Origin of the sequence: Paraburkholderia azotifigens (genome assembly GCF_007995085.1) — a bacterium.
Classification (GTDB): Bacteria; Pseudomonadota; Gammaproteobacteria; order Burkholderiales; family Burkholderiaceae; genus Paraburkholderia; species Paraburkholderia azotifigens.
In genome coordinates this window covers 1,087,149-1,111,385 of record NZ_VOQS01000003.1, presented here as the reverse complement: position 1 = coordinate 1,111,385, position 24,237 = coordinate 1,087,149, and the positions used below count along the sequence as shown (strand labels likewise).

Annotated in this window: 9 protein-coding genes; 8 read left to right on the top strand and 1 reads right to left on the bottom strand. The window is 63.6% G+C overall.

Translation table 11 applies throughout. The features are described from left to right. The first annotated feature begins 167 nt into the window (after positions 1-167). The 6 genes from FRZ40_RS22175 (at position 168) to FRZ40_RS22150 (ending at position 20,556) form a co-directional block, all read left to right on the top strand. Positions 168-9,809, top strand: a complete 9,642-nt coding sequence (locus FRZ40_RS22175; RefSeq protein ID WP_147235591.1) for a non-ribosomal peptide synthetase — start codon at positions 168-170, stop codon at positions 9,807-9,809. Positions 9,810-9,820: 11 nt separating this feature from the next. Continuing rightward, positions 9,821-14,803, top strand: coding sequence for a non-ribosomal peptide synthetase (locus tag FRZ40_RS22170; protein WP_147235590.1), 4,983 nt, complete (start codon positions 9,821-9,823; stop codon positions 14,801-14,803). Next, complete coding sequence (locus FRZ40_RS22165) at positions 14,793-15,818, top strand: GNAT family N-acetyltransferase (RefSeq protein ID WP_147235589.1); 1,026 nt, start codon at positions 14,793-14,795, stop codon at positions 15,816-15,818. The genes FRZ40_RS22170 and FRZ40_RS22165 overlap by 11 nt, the downstream gene beginning before the upstream one ends. Positions 15,819-15,882: 64 nt before the next feature. Continuing rightward, positions 15,883-17,283 (top strand): lysine N(6)-hydroxylase/L-ornithine N(5)-oxygenase family protein, encoded by a 1,401-nt coding sequence (locus FRZ40_RS22160; protein ID WP_147235588.1) that lies wholly within the window; start codon positions 15,883-15,885, stop codon positions 17,281-17,283. A 49-nt stretch (positions 17,284-17,332) separates the two neighbouring features. Next, entirely contained in the window at positions 17,333-19,555 is a 2,223-nt protein-coding gene (locus FRZ40_RS22155) for a TonB-dependent siderophore receptor (RefSeq protein WP_147235587.1), read from the top strand. A gap of 50 nt (positions 19,556-19,605) precedes the next feature. Continuing rightward, a complete protein-coding gene (locus FRZ40_RS22150) occupies positions 19,606-20,556 on the top strand; it encodes a GNAT family N-acetyltransferase (RefSeq protein WP_147235586.1) in 951 nt (316 codons plus the stop codon). Positions 20,557-20,572: 16 nt separating this feature from the next. Here the strand turns inward: FRZ40_RS22150 and FRZ40_RS22145 are convergent, their stop codons facing one another. Further along, positions 20,573-21,046, bottom strand: a complete 474-nt coding sequence (locus FRZ40_RS22145) for an Lrp/AsnC family transcriptional regulator (RefSeq protein WP_028363734.1) — start codon at positions 21,044-21,046, stop codon at positions 20,573-20,575. A 489-nt stretch (positions 21,047-21,535) separates the two neighbouring features. Between FRZ40_RS22145 and FRZ40_RS22140 the strand changes: the two genes are divergently transcribed. Together FRZ40_RS22140 and FRZ40_RS22135 are read left to right on the top strand one after the other, a co-directional pair. Then, on the top strand, positions 21,536-23,005 hold the full coding sequence (locus FRZ40_RS22140) for an NCS1 family nucleobase:cation symporter-1 (protein WP_028363733.1): 1,470 nt from the start codon (positions 21,536-21,538) through the stop codon (positions 23,003-23,005). A 237-nt stretch (positions 23,006-23,242) separates the two neighbouring features. Further along, positions 23,243-24,169 carry a LysR family transcriptional regulator gene (locus tag FRZ40_RS22135; RefSeq protein WP_028363732.1) on the top strand — a complete coding sequence of 309 codons (927 nt, stop codon included), beginning with the start codon at positions 23,243-23,245 and terminating at the stop codon, positions 24,167-24,169. Positions 24,170-24,237: the final 68 nt, after the last annotated feature.

Sequence of the window (24,237 nt, the reverse complement as noted above, 5' to 3'; positions counted from 1 at the left end):
AGAGCGCCGGGCGCAAACAAACAAGCACTGCGCAGAATTTATTCCGTCAAAAGGGGTAAATTTTTTTGCGCGCGATTCGTCACCTGTGTGAAGCCGCTGAAACGGAACGTGGACAAACCATGTCCCGATGCGGCGGCATAGCGGCCATGCCGAAGGACTTCACACGAATGACGACTTTTCCGACTGCCTTGCATCTTCGACTTCGCGAACTCGCGCGCCGTGCGCCGGACGCGCCTGCGCTCGCCGCGTTTTCGCCGCATACCGTGCGCATGTCGCGCGGCGAACTCGACGCTCGCGCTGCGCATGTCGCGGCTGCGTTGCGCGCGCGCGGCGTGGGCGCGGAAGTGCGGGTGGGCGTGTGCATCGACAGATCATGCGATCTGTTCGTCGCGATGCTTGCGGTGCTGAAGGCGGGCGGCGTGTTCGTGCCGCTCGATCCGCGCCACCCTGCGGAACGGCTCGACTGGATGGCGCGCGATGCAGGCTTGCGTCATGGAATCGTCACGCGCGATGCGGATGCGGCCATGCGCGTGCGTTTCGAGCGTTGCATCGACATCGATTCGATCGGCATCGCGCAACGAGCGCCTGCTTTCGAAGATGCGGACGTGCATCCACGCTCTGCCGCATACATGATTTACACGTCGGGATCGACGGGAACACCGAAGGCGGTCGTCGTCGAACATGGCCCGCTTGCTGCGCATTGCGATGCCGTGATCGGCGCATATCCGATGACGGATGCGGATCGCGTGCTGCATTTCGCGTCGGTGAATTTCGATCTCGCACACGAGTATTGGCTTGCGCCGCTCGCTGCGGGCGCGAGCATTGCCATCACGGCACCGGGACCCGTTGCTCCGGACGATGCGCGTGCGCTAGTCGACGAGGAGCGCGTGACGATTGCCGCATTCCCGCCCGCGTATCTGCGCGAGTTCGCGCAAGCCGTGCGACGTCATCGCGTGCCCGACGCGCTGCGCGTACTCGCATTCGGCGGCGAAGCGATGCCAGGCGATGTATTCGGCGAAATCCGGCAAACGTTTAGCAACGTGCGGCTGATCAACGGCTATGGTCCGACCGAGACCGTGATCTCGCCGATGCTGTGGCCGCTCGATCCACGCGCTGCTTACGAGGGCGCGTCGGGTACGTCGTTGCCCATTGGTGCGCCGATCGGCTTGCGCACGGCGCGCGTGACGGCTGCCGGTTCCACCGACGGCGCGGCGATAGACGATGGCTCGTGCGGCGAGTTGCTGCTCGGCGGCGCCTGCCTTGCACGCGGCTATCACGCACGAGCCGTGCAAACGGCCGAGCGCTTCATCCCCGATGCAGACGGCGAACCGGGGGCGCGCGCGTATCGCACGGGCGACCTCGCGCGTTTGCGCGCGGACGGTGCTTACGATTACATGGGCCGTATCGACGATCAGGTGCAGATTCGCGGCGTGCGTGTCGAACCCGGCGAGATCGCGCAATGTTTACGCTCGCATCGGGAGGTGCACGACGCGGCCGTGCTGGTCGAACAGGTCGCGGGCCGGGTGCAGTTGACGGCGTGTGTCGTCATGACAGGCGCGCTCGAAGAACGCGCGTTGCGCGAGCACTTGTTGCAACGTTTGCCGGATGCGTGGCAGCCGCATCGCTTTGCGCTGCTCGATGCGTTGCCCTATACGCTGAATGGCAAGCTCGACCGCGATACGCTGCGTGCGCGTGTTGCATCGCTCGCTGCGCACACATCGGTTCGTGAGCCGCGAAGCGAAACTGAACGGAGTATCGCCGCAATCTGGTACGCGATTCTCGGCGGCGAACATGTCAGCCTCGATGACCGGTTTCATGCGCGCGGCGGCGATTCGATCGCGATCATGCGTCTGCAGGCCGCGATCCGCTCGGACCTGCACGTGAACTTGCGGCTCGATGCGCTGTTCGCCGACCCTACGCTCGAAGCACTCGCCGCGCTCGTCGATGCGAGCGAGCGTGAACCTGCTGCGCGGTCGCTGCCGCTGAAAGCCGTTGCTCGCAGCGATGCTTCCGCCGCATACGTCGATCATCGCGCTTCGTTTGCACAGCAGCGCTTCTGGGTGCTCGTGCAAACACGCGATGCGAGTGACGCGTATCACATCGCCGCCCACTGGAACATCGGTGGACCGATCGATGCAACGTTGCTCGAAACCGCGCTCGCGCAAGTCATCGAGCGTCATGAAGCGTGGCGGACCACGTTGCACGAAGATGAGAACGGCATCGTCATGCAGCGGGTTCATGCGCGAATCGCTGTGCCTGTAGAACGGATCGAACTGCGCGATCTGACTTTCGACGCGCGCAACGAACGTGCGAATGAGCTTGCAGACGAGCACGCCACGCCGCCATTCGATCTGCAACGCGGTCCATTGCTGCGTGCATCGCTGGTGACGTTCGCCGATGACGAGCATCGCCTGATGCTGACCGCGCATCATGCGATCAGCGATGGATGGTCGTCGCGTTGCGCATTCGCGGAACTGGCCGAGACGTATTCCGCGCTTTTGCAAGGCCGCGCCGCGACGTTGCCCGCGCTTGCCACGCAATACGCGGACTTCGCGCAATGGCAGCGCGACTGGCTCGACGGCGCGGAGCGCGAGCAGCAACTCGGATACTGGCGCGACGCGCTGAAGGACGCGCCCGCGCCGCTCGCGTTGCCCGTCGATCGTGCCGTACCGGCTCAACGCACGCTCATCGGCAAGCGCGCGTCGCGTCGCCTCGATCCGCAAGCATCGGCGGCCGTGCGCGAACTGGCAAACGGCGCGCATGCATCGACGTTCATCGTTTTGCTCGCGGCCTTGCATGCGTGGCTGCATCGGTTGACGAGCGCAACGGATGTGGTTGTTGCCGCGCCCGTTGCGAATCGACAGCGAGAGGAAACGGCGAATCTGCTTGGGCTGTTCATCAACACGGTCGCGTTGCGCGCGCACGTGTCGCCTCATGCGCCGTTTGCGGATCTGCTCTCACAGGTCCGCGACACGACGCTGGGCGCGTACGCCAATCAGGACGTTCCATTCGATCAGGTGATCGATGCAGTCAAGCCGCCCGTACGACGTGGCGAAGCGTGGCTGCGCGTGAAGTTCGCGCAGCAGTTCGTGTTCGATGAGCCGGTTCGATTGCCCGATGCCGTCGCGACATTGACGCCCGGCCCCGACAACGCGGCGCGTTTCGACTTCGCACTCGATTTCACCGACGACGCGCGCGGCATCGAACTGATCGCCGCATGGGCGACGGACTGCATCGACGACGCGACGGCGCATGCATGGCTCGACAGCTTCAGCGCGCTGCTGGCGGATAGCGTGACGCATCCTGCAACGCCTGTCAGTTCGCTCGCCTGCGCAGGCTCGTCCGGCAACACGTTGCAGGGTCGCGCGCAGAAGTACGAGTTCGATAACGTGGTCGCGGCCTTCGCACATCATGCGAACGCAACGCCGAAGCAAGTTGCAGTCACCGACGCGCAAAGGCAACTCACGTTCGAGGCACTCGATACAGCGTCGACGCGCGCCGCACGTGCATTGATCGAGCAGGGCGCGGGCGCGGAACAGGCAATCGCGCTATGCATCGATCGCTCTGCCGATTTCGTCGTCGCGCTGCTGGCCGTGTTGAAGTCGGGCGCGATGGCCGTGCCGCTCGATCCCGCGGCTCCGCGCGAACGCATCGAAGCGTCGATTGCCGCATGCCGTGCTGGCAGCGTGATCGTTGCGAGCAACGCACCGCAGATCGTAACCGATGCGCGTATCGCATCGCTCGACGCGTTGATCGAAGCGGACGGCAACAGTGCGCCCGCTTCGATCACGCCGGATCAGGCCGCCTATCTGATCTACACGTCGGGTTCGACGGGCACGCCGAAGGGCGTCGCCGTATCGCATCGGGCGTTGGCCGATTACGTTCAGGGCGTGCTCGATGAACTGGACTTCGCGCCCGGCGCAAGCATGGCGATGGTCTCGACGGTCGCCGCCGATCTCGGCCACACGACGCTCTTCGGTGCATTGTGCTCGGGCCGTACCTTGCATTTGCTGCCGAAGGAATGTGCGTTCGATCCCGACCGCTTCGCCGCGACCATGCGTGAACGAGCCGTCGGCGTGCTGAAGATCGTGCCGAGCCATCTGCACGCGTTGCTCGAAGCGCAGCAACCCGCCGACGTGCTGCCGTCGCACGCGCTGGTCCTGGGCGGCGAACCGCTGCCGTGGACGCTCGTCGAACGCATCGGTTCATTGCGGCCCGCGTGCCGCGTGATCAATCACTATGGTCCGACGGAAGCCACGGTCGGCGCGCTCACGTTCGATGCCACCGCGAACGCTCAGATGGCGAACGTATCGGCAGGCGTGCCGACGGGGCGTCCATTGCCGAATGCGCGCGCGCTCGTGCTCGATGCGCATGGCGCTCCTGTGCCTGCCGGCGGAATCGGTGAACTGTATCTTGGCGGACCGGGCATTGCGCGCGGCTATCTCGATCGCGCAGCAGCGACGGCGGAGCGTTTCGTGCCGGACACCGGCGGTCCGAAGGGCGCGCGGATGTATCGAACGGGAGACCGTGTGCGCTTGCGCGCAGACGGTGCAATCGACTATCTGGGCCGTCTCGACGACCAGGTGAAGATTCGCGGCTATCGCGTCGAGCCGGGCGAAGTGAGTGCGACGTTGCGCGCGATCGAGGGCGTGAGGCAAGCGGAAACGCTGGCAATCGTCGAGGACGGGCGCGCCCGTCTCGCGTCGTTCGCCGTCGTGCAAGGCTCGCGTGATGAAGTCGCGCTGCGCGCAGAGCTCGCCGCGCGTTTGCCCGACTACATGGTGCCCGCGACGCTCACGTTATGTGACGCATTCCCCGTCACGCCGAACGGCAAGATCGACCGCGTGAAGCTGCGCGAACTTGCGCAGCAACCCGCCGTTCAATCCGCTAGCGACGCGCCGCTCGAAGGCACGGAGCGCACTCTCGCGGATGTGTGGAAAGAAGTGCTGCGCACAGAGCGCGTGGGGCGCGACGACAACTTCTTCGAACTGGGTGGCGATTCGATTCTCGCGTTGCAGGTGATCGCCCGTTCGCGCAAACGCGGCGTGCGCTTCACGCCGAAGCAACTGTTCGACAAGCCGACCGTCGCGCAACTGGCGCAGGTAGCGCAAACCGTCGCCGCTGCCAAACCGGAAGCGGAACAGCGCGCAACGGTTACGACAGCAGGCACTGCGCACGTTGGGTTGACGCCCGCGCAGCATCGCTTCTTCGAACTGAACGTGCCGGCGCGCCACCACTGGAATCAGGCCGTCGAATTGCACGCGTCGGAGCGCTTCGATCTCGACGCATTCGCGCAGGCGTTCGGCGCGGTGCTCGCACATCACGATGCTTTCCGCCTGCGTTTCACGCAAGACGACGCTGCATCATGGAACGCGCGATACGCGGACAAGCCGTTCGACGCGCTGCCGCTCGTCGCCATCGAAGCACGCGATGAACACGACGCACTCGCGCAATTCGACGAACTGCAACGCAGCTTCGACCTCGCACGCGGACCGCTGGCGGGCGCGCTCGTCGCGATGTTGCCCGATGGCACGCCGCGCGTGTGGGTCACGATTCATCATTTGATCGTCGATGGCGTGTCATGGCGTGTGCTGCTCGAAGATCTCGACGCCGCGTACTGCGCGGCGCGCGAACGCCATCCTGTGCGTCTCGCCGCGCAAGGCGCGCGCGCGGCGGACTGGGCGCAACGTCTTGCAGCGGCTGCGCACGCCGATGACGCCGCCGCGCCGTTTGCGAAGGAACGGCAGTACTGGACGTCGACGCAGCAGGCAAGCGCCGCTCTGCCATTCGACAATCCGCACGGCACGGCAAACAACGCCGATGCGTGTACGGTCGAATGGACGATCGACGCGACGCTCACGCGGACCTTGCTCACGGATGCGAACGCCGCGTGGCGAACGCAGACCATCGATCTGCTCGTGGCCGCGCTCGCGCACACGCTTGGTTCGCGCGTACAGGCCGATTCGCTGCTGATCGAACTGGAAGGCCACGGACGCGAAGCGCTATTCGAAGACATCGATGCGAGCCGCGCAATCGGCTGGCTGACAAGCCACTATCCCGTTGCGTTGCCCGTGCGTGAATCGGGCACAGCGACGCTCGCAGCCGTGAAGGACGCGTTGCGCGCCGTGCCGCACAAAGGGCTCGGCTTCGGCGTGCTGCGTTATCTGGCGAATGAGTCGACGCGCGCCGAGCTTTCCGCGTTGCCGCGTCCGCGCGTGACGTTCAACTATCTCGGCCAGTTCGGCGACGCATCGAACGACCGCGCGCTGAACGCGCGCTTTGGCGGTGCAGGCTGCGAACGCGACCCGGCGGGCCCGATGTCGAATGCGCTGGCGATTCACGCGCATATCGACGGCACGCGCAGGCTCAGATTGCATTGGGTCTACAGCGCGGCGATGTTCAATGGGAGTACGGTCGAAAAGCTCGCGCGCCAGTTCGAGACCACGCTGCGCGACATCGCGGCGCAGTGTATCGAACGCGTGTCGAAGCGCGGAGCCGGCGCAACGCCCGCCGACTTCCCGCTTGCGCAGCGTGCGGGTCTCACGCAAGCGATGCTCGAACGTCTCGAACCCGATTTGCGCACGGTCGACGATATCTATCCGCTGTCGCCGATGCAGCAGGGCATCCTGTTCCACTCGCTGTATGCGCCGGATCGCACGACTTATGTGAATCAACTGGTCGCGACGCTGCGTTCGCCGGATATCGCGCGTTTGACCGATGCGTTCAATCGCGTCGTGCCGCAACACGACATCTTGCGCACGAGCTTCTGGCACGACGCGGAAGTGCCGCTGCAAATCGTGCATCGTCAGGCGAAGCTGCCTGTCGCTGTGCTCGACTGGCGAACCCGCGACGCACAAGCAGCGAGTTTCGAACAATGGCTGACGGAGGACCGCGCGCAAGGCTTCGATCTCAGCCAGGCGCCGTTGATGCGCGTCACGCTGATCCGTCTGGGCGACGACGATTGGCGACTTGTATGGACGCGACATCATTTGCTGCTCGACGGCTGGAGCACGGCGCGCATGTTCGCCGACGTGCTGCGCGATTACATGAGCGAGCGTCGCGCGTTGTCATTCGGACAGGCAACGCGGTTACGTTACCGCGACTTTATCGCTTGGCTGGACACGCGCGATCATGAAGCCGACAAGGCATTCTGGATCGAACGGCTCGCGCGCTTCGACGAACCGGCGCTCGTTGCGCCGAACGTACGGGCGCAGAACGTACGGGCGCGGAACGATACGACTGCGACGAGCGAGACGTGGCGCGCGCAGTTCGATACGGCGACGACTGCGAAGCTCACCGCGCTTGCACGCACACTGAAGCTGACAGTGAACACGCTCGTGCAGGGCGCATGGGCGCTCGCGTTGCAGCGCATGACCCATCATGCGACGGTCGCATTCGGCGCAACTGTCGCGGGCCGACCGGACGCGCTGACGGACGTCGACAGCGTTCTTGGCCTGTTCATCAACACTTTGCCTGTCATCGCGACGCCCGCGCCGCACCAACGAATCGCCGACTGGCTCGCCGAACTGCAGCGCGACAACGCAGCGAACGCCGAACACGCGCATACGCCGCTGTTCGATATCCAGCGTTGGGCGGGCCAAGGTGGCGGCGCGATGTTCGACACGCTAGTCGTGTTCGAAAACTATCCCGTCGATCCCGCGTGGTCGGCGAACGACGAGCGTGCATTGCGGCTGTCCGGCATACGCAGCATCGAATCGACGGATCTCGCCGTCACGCTGGTCGTGCAGGCGGGCGACACGCTGACTATCGATTACGGCTACGACACGGCACGTCTCGACGAAGCGCGCGTGCGTGCCTTGCATCGTGCGTTCGATGCATGCATCGAAGCGTTCATCGCCGATCCGCATGCGTTGCTCGGCAGCGTTTCGATTGCAACGCAAGGCGATCTGGCGCAACTCGCAAGTTGCAACGACACGGCGTACGCATGGCGGGATGAACGGCGCTTGCCGCTTCATCGGCAGTTCGAACGCCAGGCGGCAGCGACGCCGGATGCGATTGCGCTCGACTTCATCGATGCCCATGAAGCTCGCACGCGCCTGACCTACGCCGAACTCGACGACCGCGCGAACCGCGTGGCGAGTGCGTTGCTGAAAGCCGGCGTTGCGGCGGACAGCGTCGTTGCGCTATGCGTCGAACGGTCGATTGAAATGGTGGTGGCGCTGTTCGGCGTGTTGAAGGCAGGCGCTGCATACTTGCCCGTCGATCCCGACTATCCGGCCGAGCGCATCGCGTATCTGCTCGACGACGCACGGCCCGCGGTCGTGCTGACGCAGCGTTCGCTGCATGCACGTGTTGCCGGTGCGATCAGCCGCGAAGAAACGCGCGTGCTGTGCGTCGAAGAACTGGATGCAGATGCGGCGCTTGCATCGCCTGTCGAAGTCGAGCCCGAGCAGCTTGCTTACCTGATCTACACATCGGGGTCGACAGGGAAGCCGAAGGGCGCGGGCAACACGCACCGCGCGCTCGCAAACCGCATCGCGTGGATGCAGAGCGCGTACTCGCTCACGCCGCGCGACGTCGTGCTGCACAAAACGCCGTTCGGCTTCGACGTGTCGGTGTGGGAATTCGTGTGGCCCTTGTCGGTCGGCGCGACGCTCGCGATCGCGGCGCCTGGCGATCATCGTGATCCCGCGCGCCTTGCTGCTGCGATCGCGGCATATGGCGTGACGACGCTGCATTTCGTTCCGTCGATGCTGGGCGCTTTTCTCGCCCATCTGAACGACTTCGATGCTGCCTCGCAGTGCACGAGCATCGTGCGCGTGGTGGCGAGCGGCGAGGCGCTGTCGCCCGAACTCGTGGCGCGCGCGCGACGTCTGTTGCCGCACGCGCAATTGCACAACCTGTATGGCCCGACAGAAGCGGCAATCGACGTGTCGCACTGGACTTGCACCGACGACGATGCGCAAGCCGTCGCGGTGCCGATTGGCAGGCCTATCGCGAACATTCAGTTGCATGCGCTCGACGCAGCGCTTCATCCGTTGCCTGCGGGTGCGGTGGGCGAACTGTATCTGGGCGGTGCCGGTCTCGCGCGCGGCTATCTGGGGCGCGCGGCATTGACGGCGGAGCGCTTTATCCCCGATCCGTTCATGCCGGGCGCACGTCTCTATCGAACGGGCGATCTGGTCTGCCGGCGCGCCGATGGCGTACTCGACTACCTGGGCCGCGCCGATCAGCAAGTGAAGCTGCGCGGCTTGCGCATCGAGCCTGGCGAAATCGAAGCGTTGCTGCGTGCCGCACCCGGCGTGCACGATGCCGTCGTGATCGTGCGCGACGAGCAGTTGATCGGCTATGTCGCGCGGCGTGCCGAAGAAGCATTCGATCGAAGCGCGCTGTTCGCCGCTTTGCATGCGCAACTGCCCGCATATATGGTGCCCGCGCATCTGATCGAACTCGACGCGTTGCCCGTCACGCCGAACGGAAAGTGCGACCGCAACGCATTGCCCGCGCCGTCGCTTCAGGCGACTGCGATGGCGGAACCGCAAACCGGCACCGAGCGCGAGCTTGCCGCGATCTGGCAGCGCGTGCTGCGTATCCACAGCAGCCACGCGATTGGCCGCGATGCCGACTTCTTCGCGCTGGGCGGCCACTCGCTGCTGGCGACGCAGGTGAACGCGCAAATCAACCTGCACTGGTCGCTCGCGCTGTCGCTGCGCACGCTGTTCGACGCGCGCACGCTGGTGCGCTGCGCGGCGGCCATCGATGCGGCGCTCGAAGCGCGCGGCGTGCATGCCATCGACGACGCAGCGCGTGCGATCGACGCGCTGCTCGGTGAACTCGAAGCGCAATGAGGAACGATCGAATGAAATCGAAACCCGATCTGCTGGCGCTTGCCGCGCGTTTCGCGCAATTGCCCGACGCGCAACGCAAGCTCTTCATCACGAAGCTCGGCGAAGCCGGCATCGACTTTCGCATGCTGCCGATTCCCGCGCGCGCCGACCGCTCGACGGCCGTGCCTGCGTCGTTCGCGCAGACGCGGCTGTGGCTGCATGCGCGCATGATCGACGAGCCGGCGGCGTATCACGTCACGAGCCGGCTGCGGCTCGACGGCGAACTGAACCGCGCGGTGCTGCGTCACGCATTCGATGCGCTGATCGCGCGTCACGAAGCGCTGCGTACGACGTTCGCGGAATCCGCGGACGGCGGCGTCGACCAGATCGTACATGCACCATCGCGTTGCCCGTGGCGCTTCACGGATCTGTCGCGTGCGGCGAAAGACGATCGCGAACGCATTGCGGCGGAAGTCGCGGTGAAGGACGAAGATCAGCCATTCGATCTCGCCAGCGACTTACCCGTGCGCGTGCACCTGATCGCGCTCGATGACGCGACGCACTGGCTCGTGCTGACGATGCATCACGTCGTGTCGGACGGCTGGTCGATCGATGTGCTGCTCGACGAACTGGCGGCGTTCTATCGTGCTTATGCGAACGGCGAGACGGTCGCGCTCGCGCCGCTGCCCGTGCAATATGCGGATTTTTCGCTGTGGCAGCGCCGCTGGCTCGATGCGGGCGAGGCGGAGCGGCAGCTGCAATTCTGGCGTGAGCAGGTGAAGGCCGATGCGGGCGTGATCGCATTGCCCGGCAGCGGCGCGCGGCCAATGCAGCGCAGCGCGCGCGGCGGCCGCCATTACTTCACGATCGACGCAACGTCCGCGCAGCGCGTGCGTGCGCTTTCGCAGGCGCGTCGCGCGACACCCTTCGCCGTGTTGCTCGCGGCGTTGCATGCGCTGCTGGCGCGCGCGAGCGGCGAGACACATATTCAGATCGGCGTGCCTGCTGCGAATCGCGAACGTGCCGAAACGGCAGGCTTGATCGGCTTCTTCGTGAATACGCTGGTGGTCGGCGCGCGCGTCGAGATGCGCAAGCCATTCGACGCTTTGATCGACGACGTGCAGCGCGCGCTCGTCGACGGTCAATCGCATCAGGACGTGCCGTTCGAGCAGATCGTCGAAGCGCTCGGCGTGCCGCGCAGCGCAAGTCATCATCCGCTGTTTCAGGTCATGGCGTCGTATGCGGCGCGCCGCGTGTTGCCCGCGTTCGACGGCGTGCGCGTCACCGATCTTCCGTTCGGCGCGCCGTATGCGAAGTTCGATTTGACGCTGGGTTTCGAGGAGCGCGAAGACGGTGCGCTCGATGCTGCGTTCGTCTACTCGGCGGATCTGTTCGACGCGCCGGCCGTGGGTCGGATTGCAGACCAGTACACGCAGTTGCTCGAAAGCGCGCTGGCTTCATCGCACGCGCCAGTCGGCGATCTCGAATGGCTGACAGACGCGGAACGCGCGCAACTCGATGTGTGGAATGAATACGAAGCTGCCGACGCACCGTTCGTGCCCGTTCACGCGAAGCTCGCTGAACACGCGAAAAAGAAGCCCGACGTGAGCGCGGTGATGGACGCGGACGGGACGTTCACGCGCGCCGAACTCGACGCACGCGCCGCGCGTCTCGCGGCTCGCATGATGACGGCGGGCGTCGGCGCGGAAGTGCGCGTCGGCATCGCGGTTGGCCGCTCGACGGATCTGTTCGTCGGTCTGCTTGCCATTCTGAAGTCGGGCGGCGCGTTCGTGCCGCTCGATCCGACGCATCCGCGCGAGCGTCTCGCGCATATCGTCGACGATGCGTCGATCGAGCACGTCGTCACCGAACGGCGGCACGTGCCGAAGCTGCCGCTGCGGCACGGCACGCGCGTGTGGCTGATCGATGCGGAAGACGACACGGTGCAACGGGACATCGCGTATCGCGAACCGGCGATTGCGCCGACGCAGGCCGCGTATCTGATCTACACATCGGGTTCGACGGGCAAGCCGAAGGGCGTTGTCGTCGATCATGCGTCGATCGCCATGCACTGCGCGGCGATCGTCGCACGCTACGGCATGTGCGAAAACGACCGCGTATTGCATTTCATGTCGATCAACTTCGACGGTGCGCACGAATGCTGGCTCGCGCCGTTGTCGGCGGGTGTGGACATTCGCATTACCGACGACGCATTGTGGCCGCCCGCGCAAACATGCGAAACCATCGCGCGCGAACGGATCACGATTGCCGCCTTCCCGCCGAGCTACGCATTGCAGATGGCCGAATGGGCCCGCATGCACGGCGCGCCGCGTTCGCTGCGCTCGCTCACGGTCGGCGGCGAAGCGACTTCGCGTGAAGCGTTCGCCGCGCTGCGGCAGGCATTTCCCGACGTGCGCGTCGTCAACGGTTATGGTCCGACGGAAACGGTCGTCACGCCGCTGCTGTGGATGATCGACGCCCAGCAAGACGCGAGCGATATCGCGGACGCTGCGTATCTGCCCATCGGCACGCCTGTGGGCGAGCGCACCGCGCATGTGCTCGATGCGAATCTGCGGCCCCTGCCGATCGGCGTGACGGGTGAGCTGTATCTGGGCGGCACGGGTGTTGCGCGCGGCTATCACGCGCGCGCTGCACTGACTGCGGAGCGCTTCATGCCCGATCCGTCCGGTGCGCCGGGCGCGCGGCTGTATCGGACAGGCGATCTCGTTCGCCGTCGCACGAATGGCGTGCTGGAGTTCGTCGGACGCATCGATCATCAGGTCAAGGTGCGCGGCCTGCGTATCGAACTCGGCGAAATCGAAGCGCGCCTGATGGCGCACGACGATGTGCGCGATGCCGTGGCCGTCGTGCGCGGCAACGGCGTGGACGCCGCGCTCGCTGCGTATGTCGAGCTGAGCGGCGAGGCGGGCAAGCACGGCAAACGTATCGATGGCGATGCGCTCGCGGACCATCTGCGTCGCGCGTTGCCGGACTATATGGTGCCGCCGCACATCGTCGTGCTCGATGCATTGCCGCGCAATGCGAACCGCAAGATCGACCGCGCGGCATTGCCCGAGCCGGTGCGTGCCGAGCGCGCATTCGATGCGCCCGCGCCCGGCATCGAAACCGCGCTCGCAAAGATCTGGTGCGAAGTGCTGCGTGTCGAGCGCGTGGGCCGTGCCGATCATTTCTTCGAACTCGGCGGTCATTCGCTCGCAGCCGTGAGCGTGGCGACGCGGGTCAGCGAACGGCTCTCGCACGATGTTGCCGTGCGCACGCTGTTCGAGGCGCCGACGCTCGCCGCGTACGCGCAGCGCGTGGCGGAATCGCCGCGTGTGGCTGCACGCGAGAGCAGGCGTCATGCGCAGGAAGAGGGCGATGTCAACGATCTCGCACTGAGCGACGCTCAACGTGCGCTGTGGTTTCTGTGGCGCGCGCAGCCGGACAGCGCGGCCTACAACATTCCCGTCGCGTTGCGCCTGCGCGGCGTGGTGAACGTGAGCGCGCTGCAAAGCGCATTCGATCATGCCGCGCGCAAACATCCCGCCTTGCGTGCGCGTCTCGTCCCGGCGCAAGGCGCTGCCGAACCGCGTCAGGTAGTGGACGATCATCGGCGTGTGACGCTGGCCGTTGTCGATCTGCGAGAACACGCTTGCGCGGATGAGCGCATCGCGGCGGCGACGCGCCTCACGGATGAGGACGCACTGACTCCCTTCGATCTCGCCAAAGCGCCATTGTGGCGCGCGCGTCTGATCCGTCTTGCCGACGACGACCACGTGCTGTCGATCGTGATCCATCACATCGTCGCGGATGGTCAGTCGATCGATGTGTGGCTCGACGACGTGCAGAGCGCTTATTTCGCGAGTGCGACGGGCAAGCTGCTGGACACGTCGTCGATGAAGCCCGTATTCGCCGCCCGCTCGCCAGTCAGTCAGGCCGATTTGCAGTTCTGGCGCGCCGCGTTGCGCGACGTCGATGCGCTGCGTTTGCCGCAGCCTGCGGGAACGCGTCCGGTATCGCCGGACTGGAGCGCGGGACGCATCGCATTCGAACTGGACGCACATGCGATCGGGCGCGCGAAAGCGCTGGCCGTATCCGCGCAAGCCACGTTGCCGATGCTCTTGCACGCGGCGCTGAACGTCGCGCTTGCACGTCAGACGGGCGCGCTCGATCAGGCCGTCGGCGTGCTCGCGTCGACCCGCGATGCCGATTCCGACCACGCAATCGGGCTGTTCATCAACGCGGTTGTCGTGCGCACGGCGATGCGCGAAGGGGCCGCGCCGCGTGATGTGATCGCCGCCGTGCGCGAAGCCGCGCTAGGCGCTTATGCGCATGTGGCTGTGCCCTTCGCACAGGTCGTCGATTCTGCGCGCGCGTCGCGTACCGCAAACGGCAATCCGCTGTTCCAGGTGATGTTCAACTATCTGCGTCCCGCACAGAGCGATACGCGCCGGTGGCATCGCATTGAAGTGGACGAGTTCAACGACGTGCGTCATCGCGTCGTGTTCGATCTCGAACTCGACATCGTCGAGCATCCCGATGGACGCGTGACGGGTGCGTTTTCGTATGGGCGCGAGCTGGTCGATGGTGCGTTTGTCGAGCGGCTGTGCGCCGATTATCTGGCCGCTGTCACGCGCTTTATTGACGCGCCGGATGAAGCGATTGTCATTTCGGGCAAGACATCCGGGCCATCTTCTGCCGCGACGTGCGGCGCGCCTCACGCGCCGTCGCCGCGTGCAACGCAACTCACACAGACGCTGGCGCGAACCTGGGCTCACACATTCGACAACGAAGCGCCAGGCATGAGCGACAACCTGTTCGAAGCAGGCGCGACGTCATTCGACGTGGTGCGTTTCGTCGATGCGGCGAACGCGGCGGGGTACGGCATCACGATCGATGACGTGTTCGTTCATCAAACCCTGGCGGACCTCGCGGGCGCATTGGCGCAACGACTCGACGCGACTATCGAACGGGAAACACGCGAAACGGCTACGGAGGTGCGCGATGCACGCTGATTTCCCACGGGACTACAAGAACATGCTCAAACAGCCGTCGCTGGCGGCCTATCTCGAAGGCGATGCAATCACGGTGGCGGAAGACGGCCGTGCGGAAGGCATCGTGCTGCATGCGCGCTGGACGCGCGAAGACGGCATGCGCATCGTCGAGTGGTGCAAGGGCATCTCGCCGCTCGGGCAGAGACGCGCGGTGCTGGCCGCGTTGCGCGCGGCGTTCGGTGCGAGCCGCGACAGCAAATCCATTCCGCTCGATACGGGCAATCTGCATCGCGATGCGCTCGACGCGCTGCGTTACGGCGGCGTGCTGACGGCGCAGAACGTGTGCATGCGCGACGCGTGGGCGCAGCAGCCCGATTTGTGGCTCGTGCGTTCCGTGTCGATCCCTGTCGCGGCGCTCTCTTATGCAATGACGGACGGCGCCCGGCATCCACGGCGCGCACCGTATGAAGACGGCGTCGTCTATGCACGCGATGTGCCGGAGTTCGCGCATCGCTTCACGTTGCGCACGGCGTCCGTCGCGCAAGACCTGGAACATCTGCATGCATGGATGAACGAGCCGCGCGTCAATGCTTTCTGGGGCGAGGCGGGCACCTTCGACGCGCACCGCGCGTATCTCGAACGCGTGCTGTCGACGCCGCATATGCATCCGCTGATCGGCGCATTCGATGGCGAGCCCTTCGGTTACTTCGAAGCGTATTGGGCGAAGGAGGACCGCATCGCGCCGTTCGCGGCGTCGACGGATTTCGAACGCGGCCTGCACATGCTGGTCGGCGATACGCGTTGGCGCGGCGCGGAGTGTGTCGCGGCGTGGCTGCCGTCGCTCGTCCATTACCTTTTTCTCGACGATCCGCGCACGCAGGCCGTGGTTTGCGAACCGCGTCACGACAACGCTCGCATGATCGGTTACCTCAAACAGCATGGCTTCTCGAGCATCGCGCACTTCGATTTTCCGCACAAACGGGCGCTGTTGATGCGTGTCGTCCGCGAAGCATTCTTCGACGGCAGGCACCTGTGATGTCCCGTCGCGTTTCGCATTGCTCGCATCACGCCCGTCGCCACCAGTACAAGGGAGATATCTGATGACTCATTTGACGACCCAACGGGAACACATTCACGATCTGATCGGCGTCGGCTTCGGGCCGTCGAATCTCGCGCTGGCCGTACGCCTCGCCGAAAGCGGCAGTGCGCCAGCCGCGCACTGTTTCATCGAACGGCAGCCCGAGTTCGGCTGGCATCGCGGCATGCTGCTCGACGACAGCCGCATGCAGATTTCCTTTCTGAAGGATCTCGTCACGCTGCGCGATCCGAAGAGCCGGTTTACGTTCATCAACTATCTGTTCGAGCGCGGACGTCTGCAGGATTTCGTCAATCTGAAGAACTTCTACCCGACCCGTATCGAGTTTCACGATTACCTGCGCTGGGTGGCGAGCGCGTTCGACGATCAGGTGCATTACGGTGAATCGGTAACGAAGATCGAACCCGTCGCGGACGCGAGCGATCCGCGCACGGTTACGCATTTGCGCGTGCATTCGCGCGATGCGCAAGGGAAGGAACGTCACCGGCTGACGCGCGCGCTGTCCGTCGGCATGGGCGGCGTGCCGCAGATTCCGGCTGCATTTGCGGCATTGCGCGATGCCGCCGTGATTCACTCGTCCAGTTATCTGACGTCGATCGGCGATCTCGTCGGCGACGAAAAGCGCGAAACTGCGCAACGCAAACGCGTGGCCGTCGTCGGCAGCGGCCAAAGTGCCGCGGAAGTGTTCATCGATCTGACTCGCCGTTTTCCGCACGTCGATGCAACGCTGCTGATGCGCGCGCCCGCACTGAAGCCCGCCGACGACAGTCCGTTCGTCAATGAAATTTTCAATCCGTCGTTTACGGATCTCATCTATTCGCAGCCCAAAGACGCGCGCCGCTCGTTGCTCGATACGTTTCGCGACACCAACTACTCCGTGGTCGACCGGCCGTTGATCGAACAGATCTACGAGTTGCTGTACGTGCAGAACGTGAGCGGTGCATCGCGGCATCGTTTGCTGAACAACTGCGCGATCGAGTCGGTGCGCGAAGTGCAAGCCTCTGAACGCAACGAAATCGAAATGCGTGTGCGCGATCGCATGGACGGCGAGGCGGCGGCGGAGCGCTTCGATGCCGTCGTGCTGGCGACGGGCTATCGCCGCGATGCGCATCACACGCTGCTCGATCCGCTTGCGGATGCATTGGGCAAGCCCGTCGAGCAATGCGAAGTGGCGCGCGACTACCTGCTCGCGACGTCCGCGCATTTTCAGCCGCGCATCTATCTGCAAGGCTGCTGCGAAGACAGCCATGGTTTGAGCGACACGCTGCTGTCGGTGCTCGCGCGCCGCGCAGACGAGATCGCCGGCTCGCTCGAAGCGGGCAAGAACGAAAACAGTTTTGCAGTGCAAGCGCGCACAGGGGCGCAATCCGGGGTGAGCGGCGGCCGCATGGTCTTTGCTCTTTGACAACAACGAGCGGCGCGATGCGCTGCATAAACATTTTCCGAGGTATCAGATGGAGTGGGTCGAAGGCACGCAGCGGCGTGCCATTGCTGCGGCAGCCAGCATGACTTTCTTCGCTGCGGCGACGGGTTACGCTCAGGCGCAACAGCCGCCGGATAATCAGAACAGCGTGCAGGGCAATGCTCAATCGAACGCGACAGCGGATCACGCAACGGGTGCCACGCTGCCCGTCGTGAAAGTGCAGGGTGCAGCGGCGGGCGATACGGAGGGCTTCGTCGCGCATCGCACGTCGACGGCGACGAAGACGGACACGCCGCTCGATGAAGTGCCGCAGACGGTGAATGTCGTCACCGCGGCACAGATCGAAGAACAGGGCGCGACCTCGATCAATCAGGCGCTGCGTTACGTGCCGGGCTTTTCGTCGTATGGCGCGAGCACGCGCTCCGACTGGTACACGGCAATTCGCGGCTTTACGCCGAGCGTGTTCGTCGACGGACTGCAGGTGCCCAATACGCTGAATCTCGCGAGCTGGCGTGTCGACCCGTATCAGGTGGAAAGCATAACGGTGCTGCGTGGGCCGACTTCCGTGCTGTACGGTCAGGGCGATCCCGGTTCGCTGGTCGATATTCAGACGAAGCAGCCGACGGCCGAACGTATCCGCGAAATCGAATTGCAGATCGGCACCGATGCACGCAAGCAGATCGGTATCGATCTTGGCGGCAAGATCGACAAGGAAGGCACGCTGACGTATCGCTTCGTCGGCGTGGGACGCGACGGCAACATGCCGACAGGTCCAAATGCCGATCAGCGCCTGATGCTCGCGCCGTCGATCAAATGGCAGCCTACGGCCGATACGGCGTTGACGCTCTACGCGACCTATCTGCGCGACAACTCTGACGTGTCGGATAACTTCCTGCCCGCGTCGGGCACGATCCTGCCGAACCCGAATGGCGTGATTTCGAACGACCTCTATACGGGCGACGGCAATTTCGCGCGTTACGACAAGCGGCAGTGGTCAGTCGGCTATCAGTTCGAGCATCATTTCGATCCGACGTGGACGTTCCGCCAGAACACGCGCTATATGCATCTGTCGCTGAACAACTCGACGGTGTATGGCGGCGGCCTCGATCCCACCGATCCGACGGAAGCATCGCTCACGCGTTATGCGGGTCTGTTCCAGCCGAACTATTCGCGCTTCGACATCGATAATCAGGCGCAGGCGAAATTCCGTACCGGGTCGATCGATCACACGGTGCTGGTCGGCTTCGAATACAACCGGCAACTGTCGACGGATAGCGAACAACTCGCGCTGGCACCGAGTCTGAACATGTTCAATCCCGTCTACATTCCGGTGACGCCGGATATCTTCACGGGACCGGATTCGTTCGGCTATAGCGATACGAAAACGAAGCTTGACAGCTTCGGCGTCTATGCGCAGGACCAGATCAAGCTGACGCCGCGCATCGTCTTTACGATCGGCGGCCGTGAGGACTGGAGCCGGAATACGACGACGGATACCGTCGCGAACACGGAGCACAGGCAAAACGATCACGCGTTCACGTACCGCGTGGGCGCCGTGTATCTCGGCGATTTTGGGCTGTCGCCGTATATCAGCTATGCGACGTCGTTCAATCCCGTGATCGGTGTGAATGCAGACGGTACGCCGTTCGAGCCGACCAAAGGCAAGCAGATCGAGCTTGGCCTGCGCTGGCAGCCGTTCAACAAGAACCTGATGTTGAACGCCGCGATCTATCAGATCAACCAGACCAACGTCACGACGCCCGATCCGAACGATCCGACCGGGACATTCAGCGTGCAGACGGGCGAGGTGCGCTCGCGCGGCATCGAGTTCAGCGCCGTGGGCAATGTGACGCGCGACCTGAGCATCATCGCGTCGTATGCGTATCAGGATGTGAAGAACATCAAGGCCAATGACGATTCGCTGAACAAGTGGCCGGTGGCGATTCCGTTGCCGCGCCAGACGGCTTCGCTGTGGGCGGACTGGACGTGGCACACGGGGCCGCTGACAGGCCTCGGCTTCGGCGGCGGCTTGCGCTACACGAGCTATAGCGCGGGCGCGGCGGACAACTCGCTGCACGTGCCGGGCTACACCGTGTACGACGCGGCCGTGCACTACGACATCAGCAAGTGGCGCTTCGCAGTCAACGCGACGAATATTTTCAACCGCCGTTATGTGACGGGTTGCCAGAGTGCGTTCGCGTGCTTCTACGGCAATCAGCGCACCGTGCTGGCGACGGCGCGCTACGACTGGTAAGCGCATCGGCTATCAGATCAACTGCATCATTTGAGGAAAGGAAGACAAGCATGAACGCTCGCGTGGCCTTTGAGGAACTCGTTCCGACGCCCGCTGGTTTTGCTCTGACGGCGTGGCCGCGCGATGCGGCGCCCGAGCAGTTGTTGCCCGCGCTAGCGGAGATTTTTTGCCGCGATGCGAAGCGGCAGCAGGTATCGTTGAACGTGCCGTTCGAACTCGACGATCACGCAACGCATGCGTTCGTCACGCGCGCGATTCGCGAGGGCGTCGTCGACACGGCGGAACGCGAAGGCTCGACGCTGCACATGACAACGTCGCGTGCGACCTTCTGGCAACAGCCGTCGTTGTGGCTCGCCGCGCCTTCTTCGGGAGGCATGCCGGTGCGCTATACGCTTCATCACAACCGGCGGCATCCCGTGCGCGCGCCGAAGCCCGAGGGCGTCGTGTATCGGCGTTTCATGCCGACTGTCGGCATGACGTTCAGTCTGCGCACGGTGGATGTGGAGCGCGACACCGACATCTTTCACTACTGGCAGAACCTCGATCGCGTCGCGCACTTCTGGGACTTCAAGGGCACGCGCGAGCAGCATGCCGCGTATCTGACCGAGCAGTGCGCGGATCCGCATGTGCATCCGCTGATCGGCTGTTTCGACGATGTGCCTTTCGCGTACTTCGAGGTGTATTGGGCAAAAGAGGATCGCGTTGCGCCGTTCTACGATGCCGGCGATTTCGACCGCGGCCTGCATCTGCTCGTCGGTAACAGCGACTATCAGAGCGCGGGGAAATTGCGCGCGTGGTTCAACGGCATCCTGCACTACATGTTCATCGACGATGCACGCACGCAGCGCGTGGTCGGCGAGCCGCGCATCGATCACACGCGGCATATTGCGTGGATGCATCGTCTCGGCGCTTTTACGCTGAAGGAGTTCGACTTTCCGCACAAGCGCGCGGCGCTCGTTATTATCAAGCGCGAAACGTATTTCGGGCAGTTCGGGCCTTGACGTTCGCAACGTGCCGTCACACCTGCACGGACGGAATGTTCTTCATGCAGCGCAGCGCGAACATCGAGCGGCTGTGCCGGATGCCCGAGATCTTATAGAGCTTTTCGCGCAGGAAGCGCTCGTAACCCGCCGTACCGTCGACGGCAACCTTGATCAGATAGTCGTACTCGCCCGACACGAGATACGCCTCGAGTACTTCAGGCAGCGTCGCGAGTTCGTCGCCGAAGCGGGCCAGTGCGTCGTCGTCGTGACGGTCGAGCGTGACTTCGATCAGCACGACGTCGGCGAAGCCGAGCTTCTGCTGATCCAGCAGCGCGACATATCCACGGATGTAGCCGTCGGTTTCGAGCTGGCGCGTGCGGTTCCAGCACGCAGTCGTCGACATGCCGACGAGTTCGGCAAGTTCCGCATTCGACAGACGGGCGTTCTTCTGCAGCGCGCGCATGATTGCGCGGTCCTGGTTGTCCAGCGGACGTTGACGGGCTTGCATGATGTTCGTGTGGAGAATATTCAGGGTTTTTTGATTTTACATGGACGTTATTCTGTTTGAGAGGCGGCTTGCGCCCCAATCAGAAAGCCTATCCCGGATACTGGCCTGTATATTCGTCATATGCTTCCCTGCCCGGAACGAACGGCGGATTACCCTCCGCCAACGGGCGTCGCGTCATTCGCAAGATGACGCCGACAGGGGCGGTCAGCGGCGAAACCCACGCCGTGCGACGCGTTCATCGGTCATGGAAGCATTCATCTCTCCGCCTTCTAGACGCATCCCGGTCAGCGTCCTGCGCCGCGCTTTTTTGACAGAGTCGCGACAAGCGCTTTTATTACTAAAACAATCTATATTGCAGACATAAGACCCTTCGACGCGAATCGCGATTTCAATCGGGTTTTGCGGTAGACCGTGCCTGCGCGCTATGTCGCATCGTCAAGTCATGGCGGTCTTCGGAAGACGGCCATGCTTCTTTCTGCAGGGGGAGCCATGTCCACGTCACCGCTCTTCGACGCGCCGCACGGCGTCGGCGATTCCATCGAGCAGGCGGATTCCCGTTTGCACAATCGCGACCTCGCGCCCGTGCCTCACACGCGGCGGACCTGGACGGGCTACAGCATCTTCGCGATGTGGATGTCCGACGTGCACAGCGTCGGCGGCTACACGTTCGCGGCGAGCCTCTTTCTACTCGGTATTTCCGGCTGGCAAGTGCTGATTGCGCTGACAGTGGGCATTCTCGTCGTCTACGTGCTGATGAACTGGGTCGGCAAACCGAGCTACATGCACGGTATTCCGTTTCCCGTGATGGCGCGGGTCAGCATGGGCGTGATGGGCGCGAACCTCGCCGCCGTAATTCGCGGCGTGGTGGGGATCGTCTGGTACGGCGTGCAGACTTACTTCGCGTCCAAAGCAGTAGCGACGCTGCTGCTTTTGTTCATCCCTGCGTCGGCCGCATTGCGCAACGTCAGCTTCCTGAGCCTCGACGGCCTGGGCTGGGTGAGCTTCCTCTTCATGTGGGTCTTCCAGCTGATCATTTTTCAAAGAGGCATGGAGACGATCCGCAAATTCATCGACTTTTGCGGGCCTGCCGTGTATGTCGTGATGTTCGCGTTGATGGCGTGGATTCTTTCGCAGGCTGGACTTGGCAGCCTGAACCTGACGCTTGGCGGCAAAGCGCTAACGGGCGCGGAGCAATTCGCGGGCATGGGCAATGCTGTGCTGCTCGTCGTCAGTTATTTCGCTGCGCTGCTGCTCAATTTCGGCGACTTCTCGCGCTTTGCAAAGAGCGAGCATCAAATGAAGGTCGGCAATTTCCTGGGACTGCCCGTCAATTTCATCGTCTTCGCGATCATCACGGTGATCGTGACGTCAGGCAGCGCGAGCGTGTTCGGCTCGATGATCATGGACCCGGTTGCGATCGTCGCGCACATCCAGAACAAGGTGGCCGTGGTGATCGGCAGTCTCACGTTCATCGTGGCGACAATGGGTATCAATATTGTCGCCAATTTCGTCTCGCCCGCCTATGATCTGGCGAATCTCTTCCCCAAGCATGTCGACTTCAAGCGCGGCGGACTGATCGCTTCCATTCTGGCCGTGCTCGTTTGCCCGTGGATATTCGTCGACAGCCCCAAGGCCATTACGATTTTCGTCAGCGTATTCGGCGCCGTGCTTGCACCGCTTTACGGCGTAATGATGGCCGACTTCTATCTGATCAAGAAGCAGCAGGTACAAACTGCCGCGTTGTACACGATGGCCCCGACGGGCCGCTTCTACTACGACGGCGGCTGGAACCGGGTGGGCGTCGCGGCGCTCGTGCTGTCGGGCTGCATTTCCATCGGCTGGGAATTGTGCACGCAACTACTGCATGTTCTGCCCGAAAACAACTTCGGCTGGCTGATCGGCGCCGTGGCGGGCGCGGTGCTGTACGTAGTCATGATGCGAGTCGCGCGCAGGACTTGACGGCGCCCGTTCATTCGCGCGGCTGCCCGCCGCCATAGTACATACGCGCATGCTGGGGCGCGATGGACGGATTTGGGCGCTAGTTTGTCTTTAGAGACCGATCAAAGTATTCGATACTCAGGAGTCGATTCGTGATGTGCAATACACGCCGCTACCGTTATATGCGCGCGCGTATGAAGGCAAGGGCGCCGAATCGAAACAACTCTATATAGCCAGTACTTTCGAACGGACCCGAAGATGGACCGGCTTGACGCGTTAAGGCTGTTTGTCGAAATCGCCGAAGCCGGGAGCTTTTCTGCGGCCGCGCGAAAGAGCACGGTGTCGACATCGACGGTGACGCTTGCGCTGCAAAAGCTCGAAGAGGAAGTGGGCGCGCGTCTCATCATGCGCACAACCCGGCGCCTGGCTTTTACGCATGAGGGGCAGCGTTTTCTCGACGACGCGCGCCGTGTGCTGGCGGATTGGGATGCGGCGATTCTGAGTCTGCGCGAAGACGGTCCGTTGAACGGACCGATCCGGCTGACCGCGAGTACCGATTTCGGCCGTACGCGCGTCGTGCCTCTGCTCGACAAGTTCATGAGCCTGTATCCGCAAGTGCAGGTGTCGCTGTTGCTGACGGATGGCGTGGTCGATCTGGTCGATCAGCATCTGGATCTGGCGCTGCGCAACGGCCCGCTGATCGATTCGCGGCTCAAGGCGCGCCTGCTGCTGACAGGACCGCGCGTCGTGTGCGCCGCGCCGTCGTATTGGGCGACGCATGGCAAGCCATTGCATCCGTCGCAGCTGTCGTCGCATAACTGTCTGATTCTCGCGCGGCCCGATGCGCCGTTCTCGAACTGGCCATTCGTTGTCGACGGGAAGCAGATTGCCGTCAGAGTGTCGGGCAATCGCGTGGCGAGCGATGCCGGCGTGCTGCGTGAATGGGCCGTGAACGGTTACGGCGTGGTACTGAAAAACCGCTGGGACATCTATCACGAACTATTGTCGGGCCGGCTCGAGACCGCGCTGGATGCATACATTGGCGAGCGCGTCGATCTGTTCGCCGTCTATGCGGGTGCAATGCCTAGCAGGCGAGTGGGCACGCTGATCGACTTCATCGCGCGCGAGCTTGCCGTCGACGATACGCTCGAACTGCATCCGCTGGACAGTCTTCGTCCGCTTTAGCATCGTGCTTCGATTGTTCAGACGTTAACCATACGGTGAGTTGCACCGGCAGACGAAAGCAGGTAGCC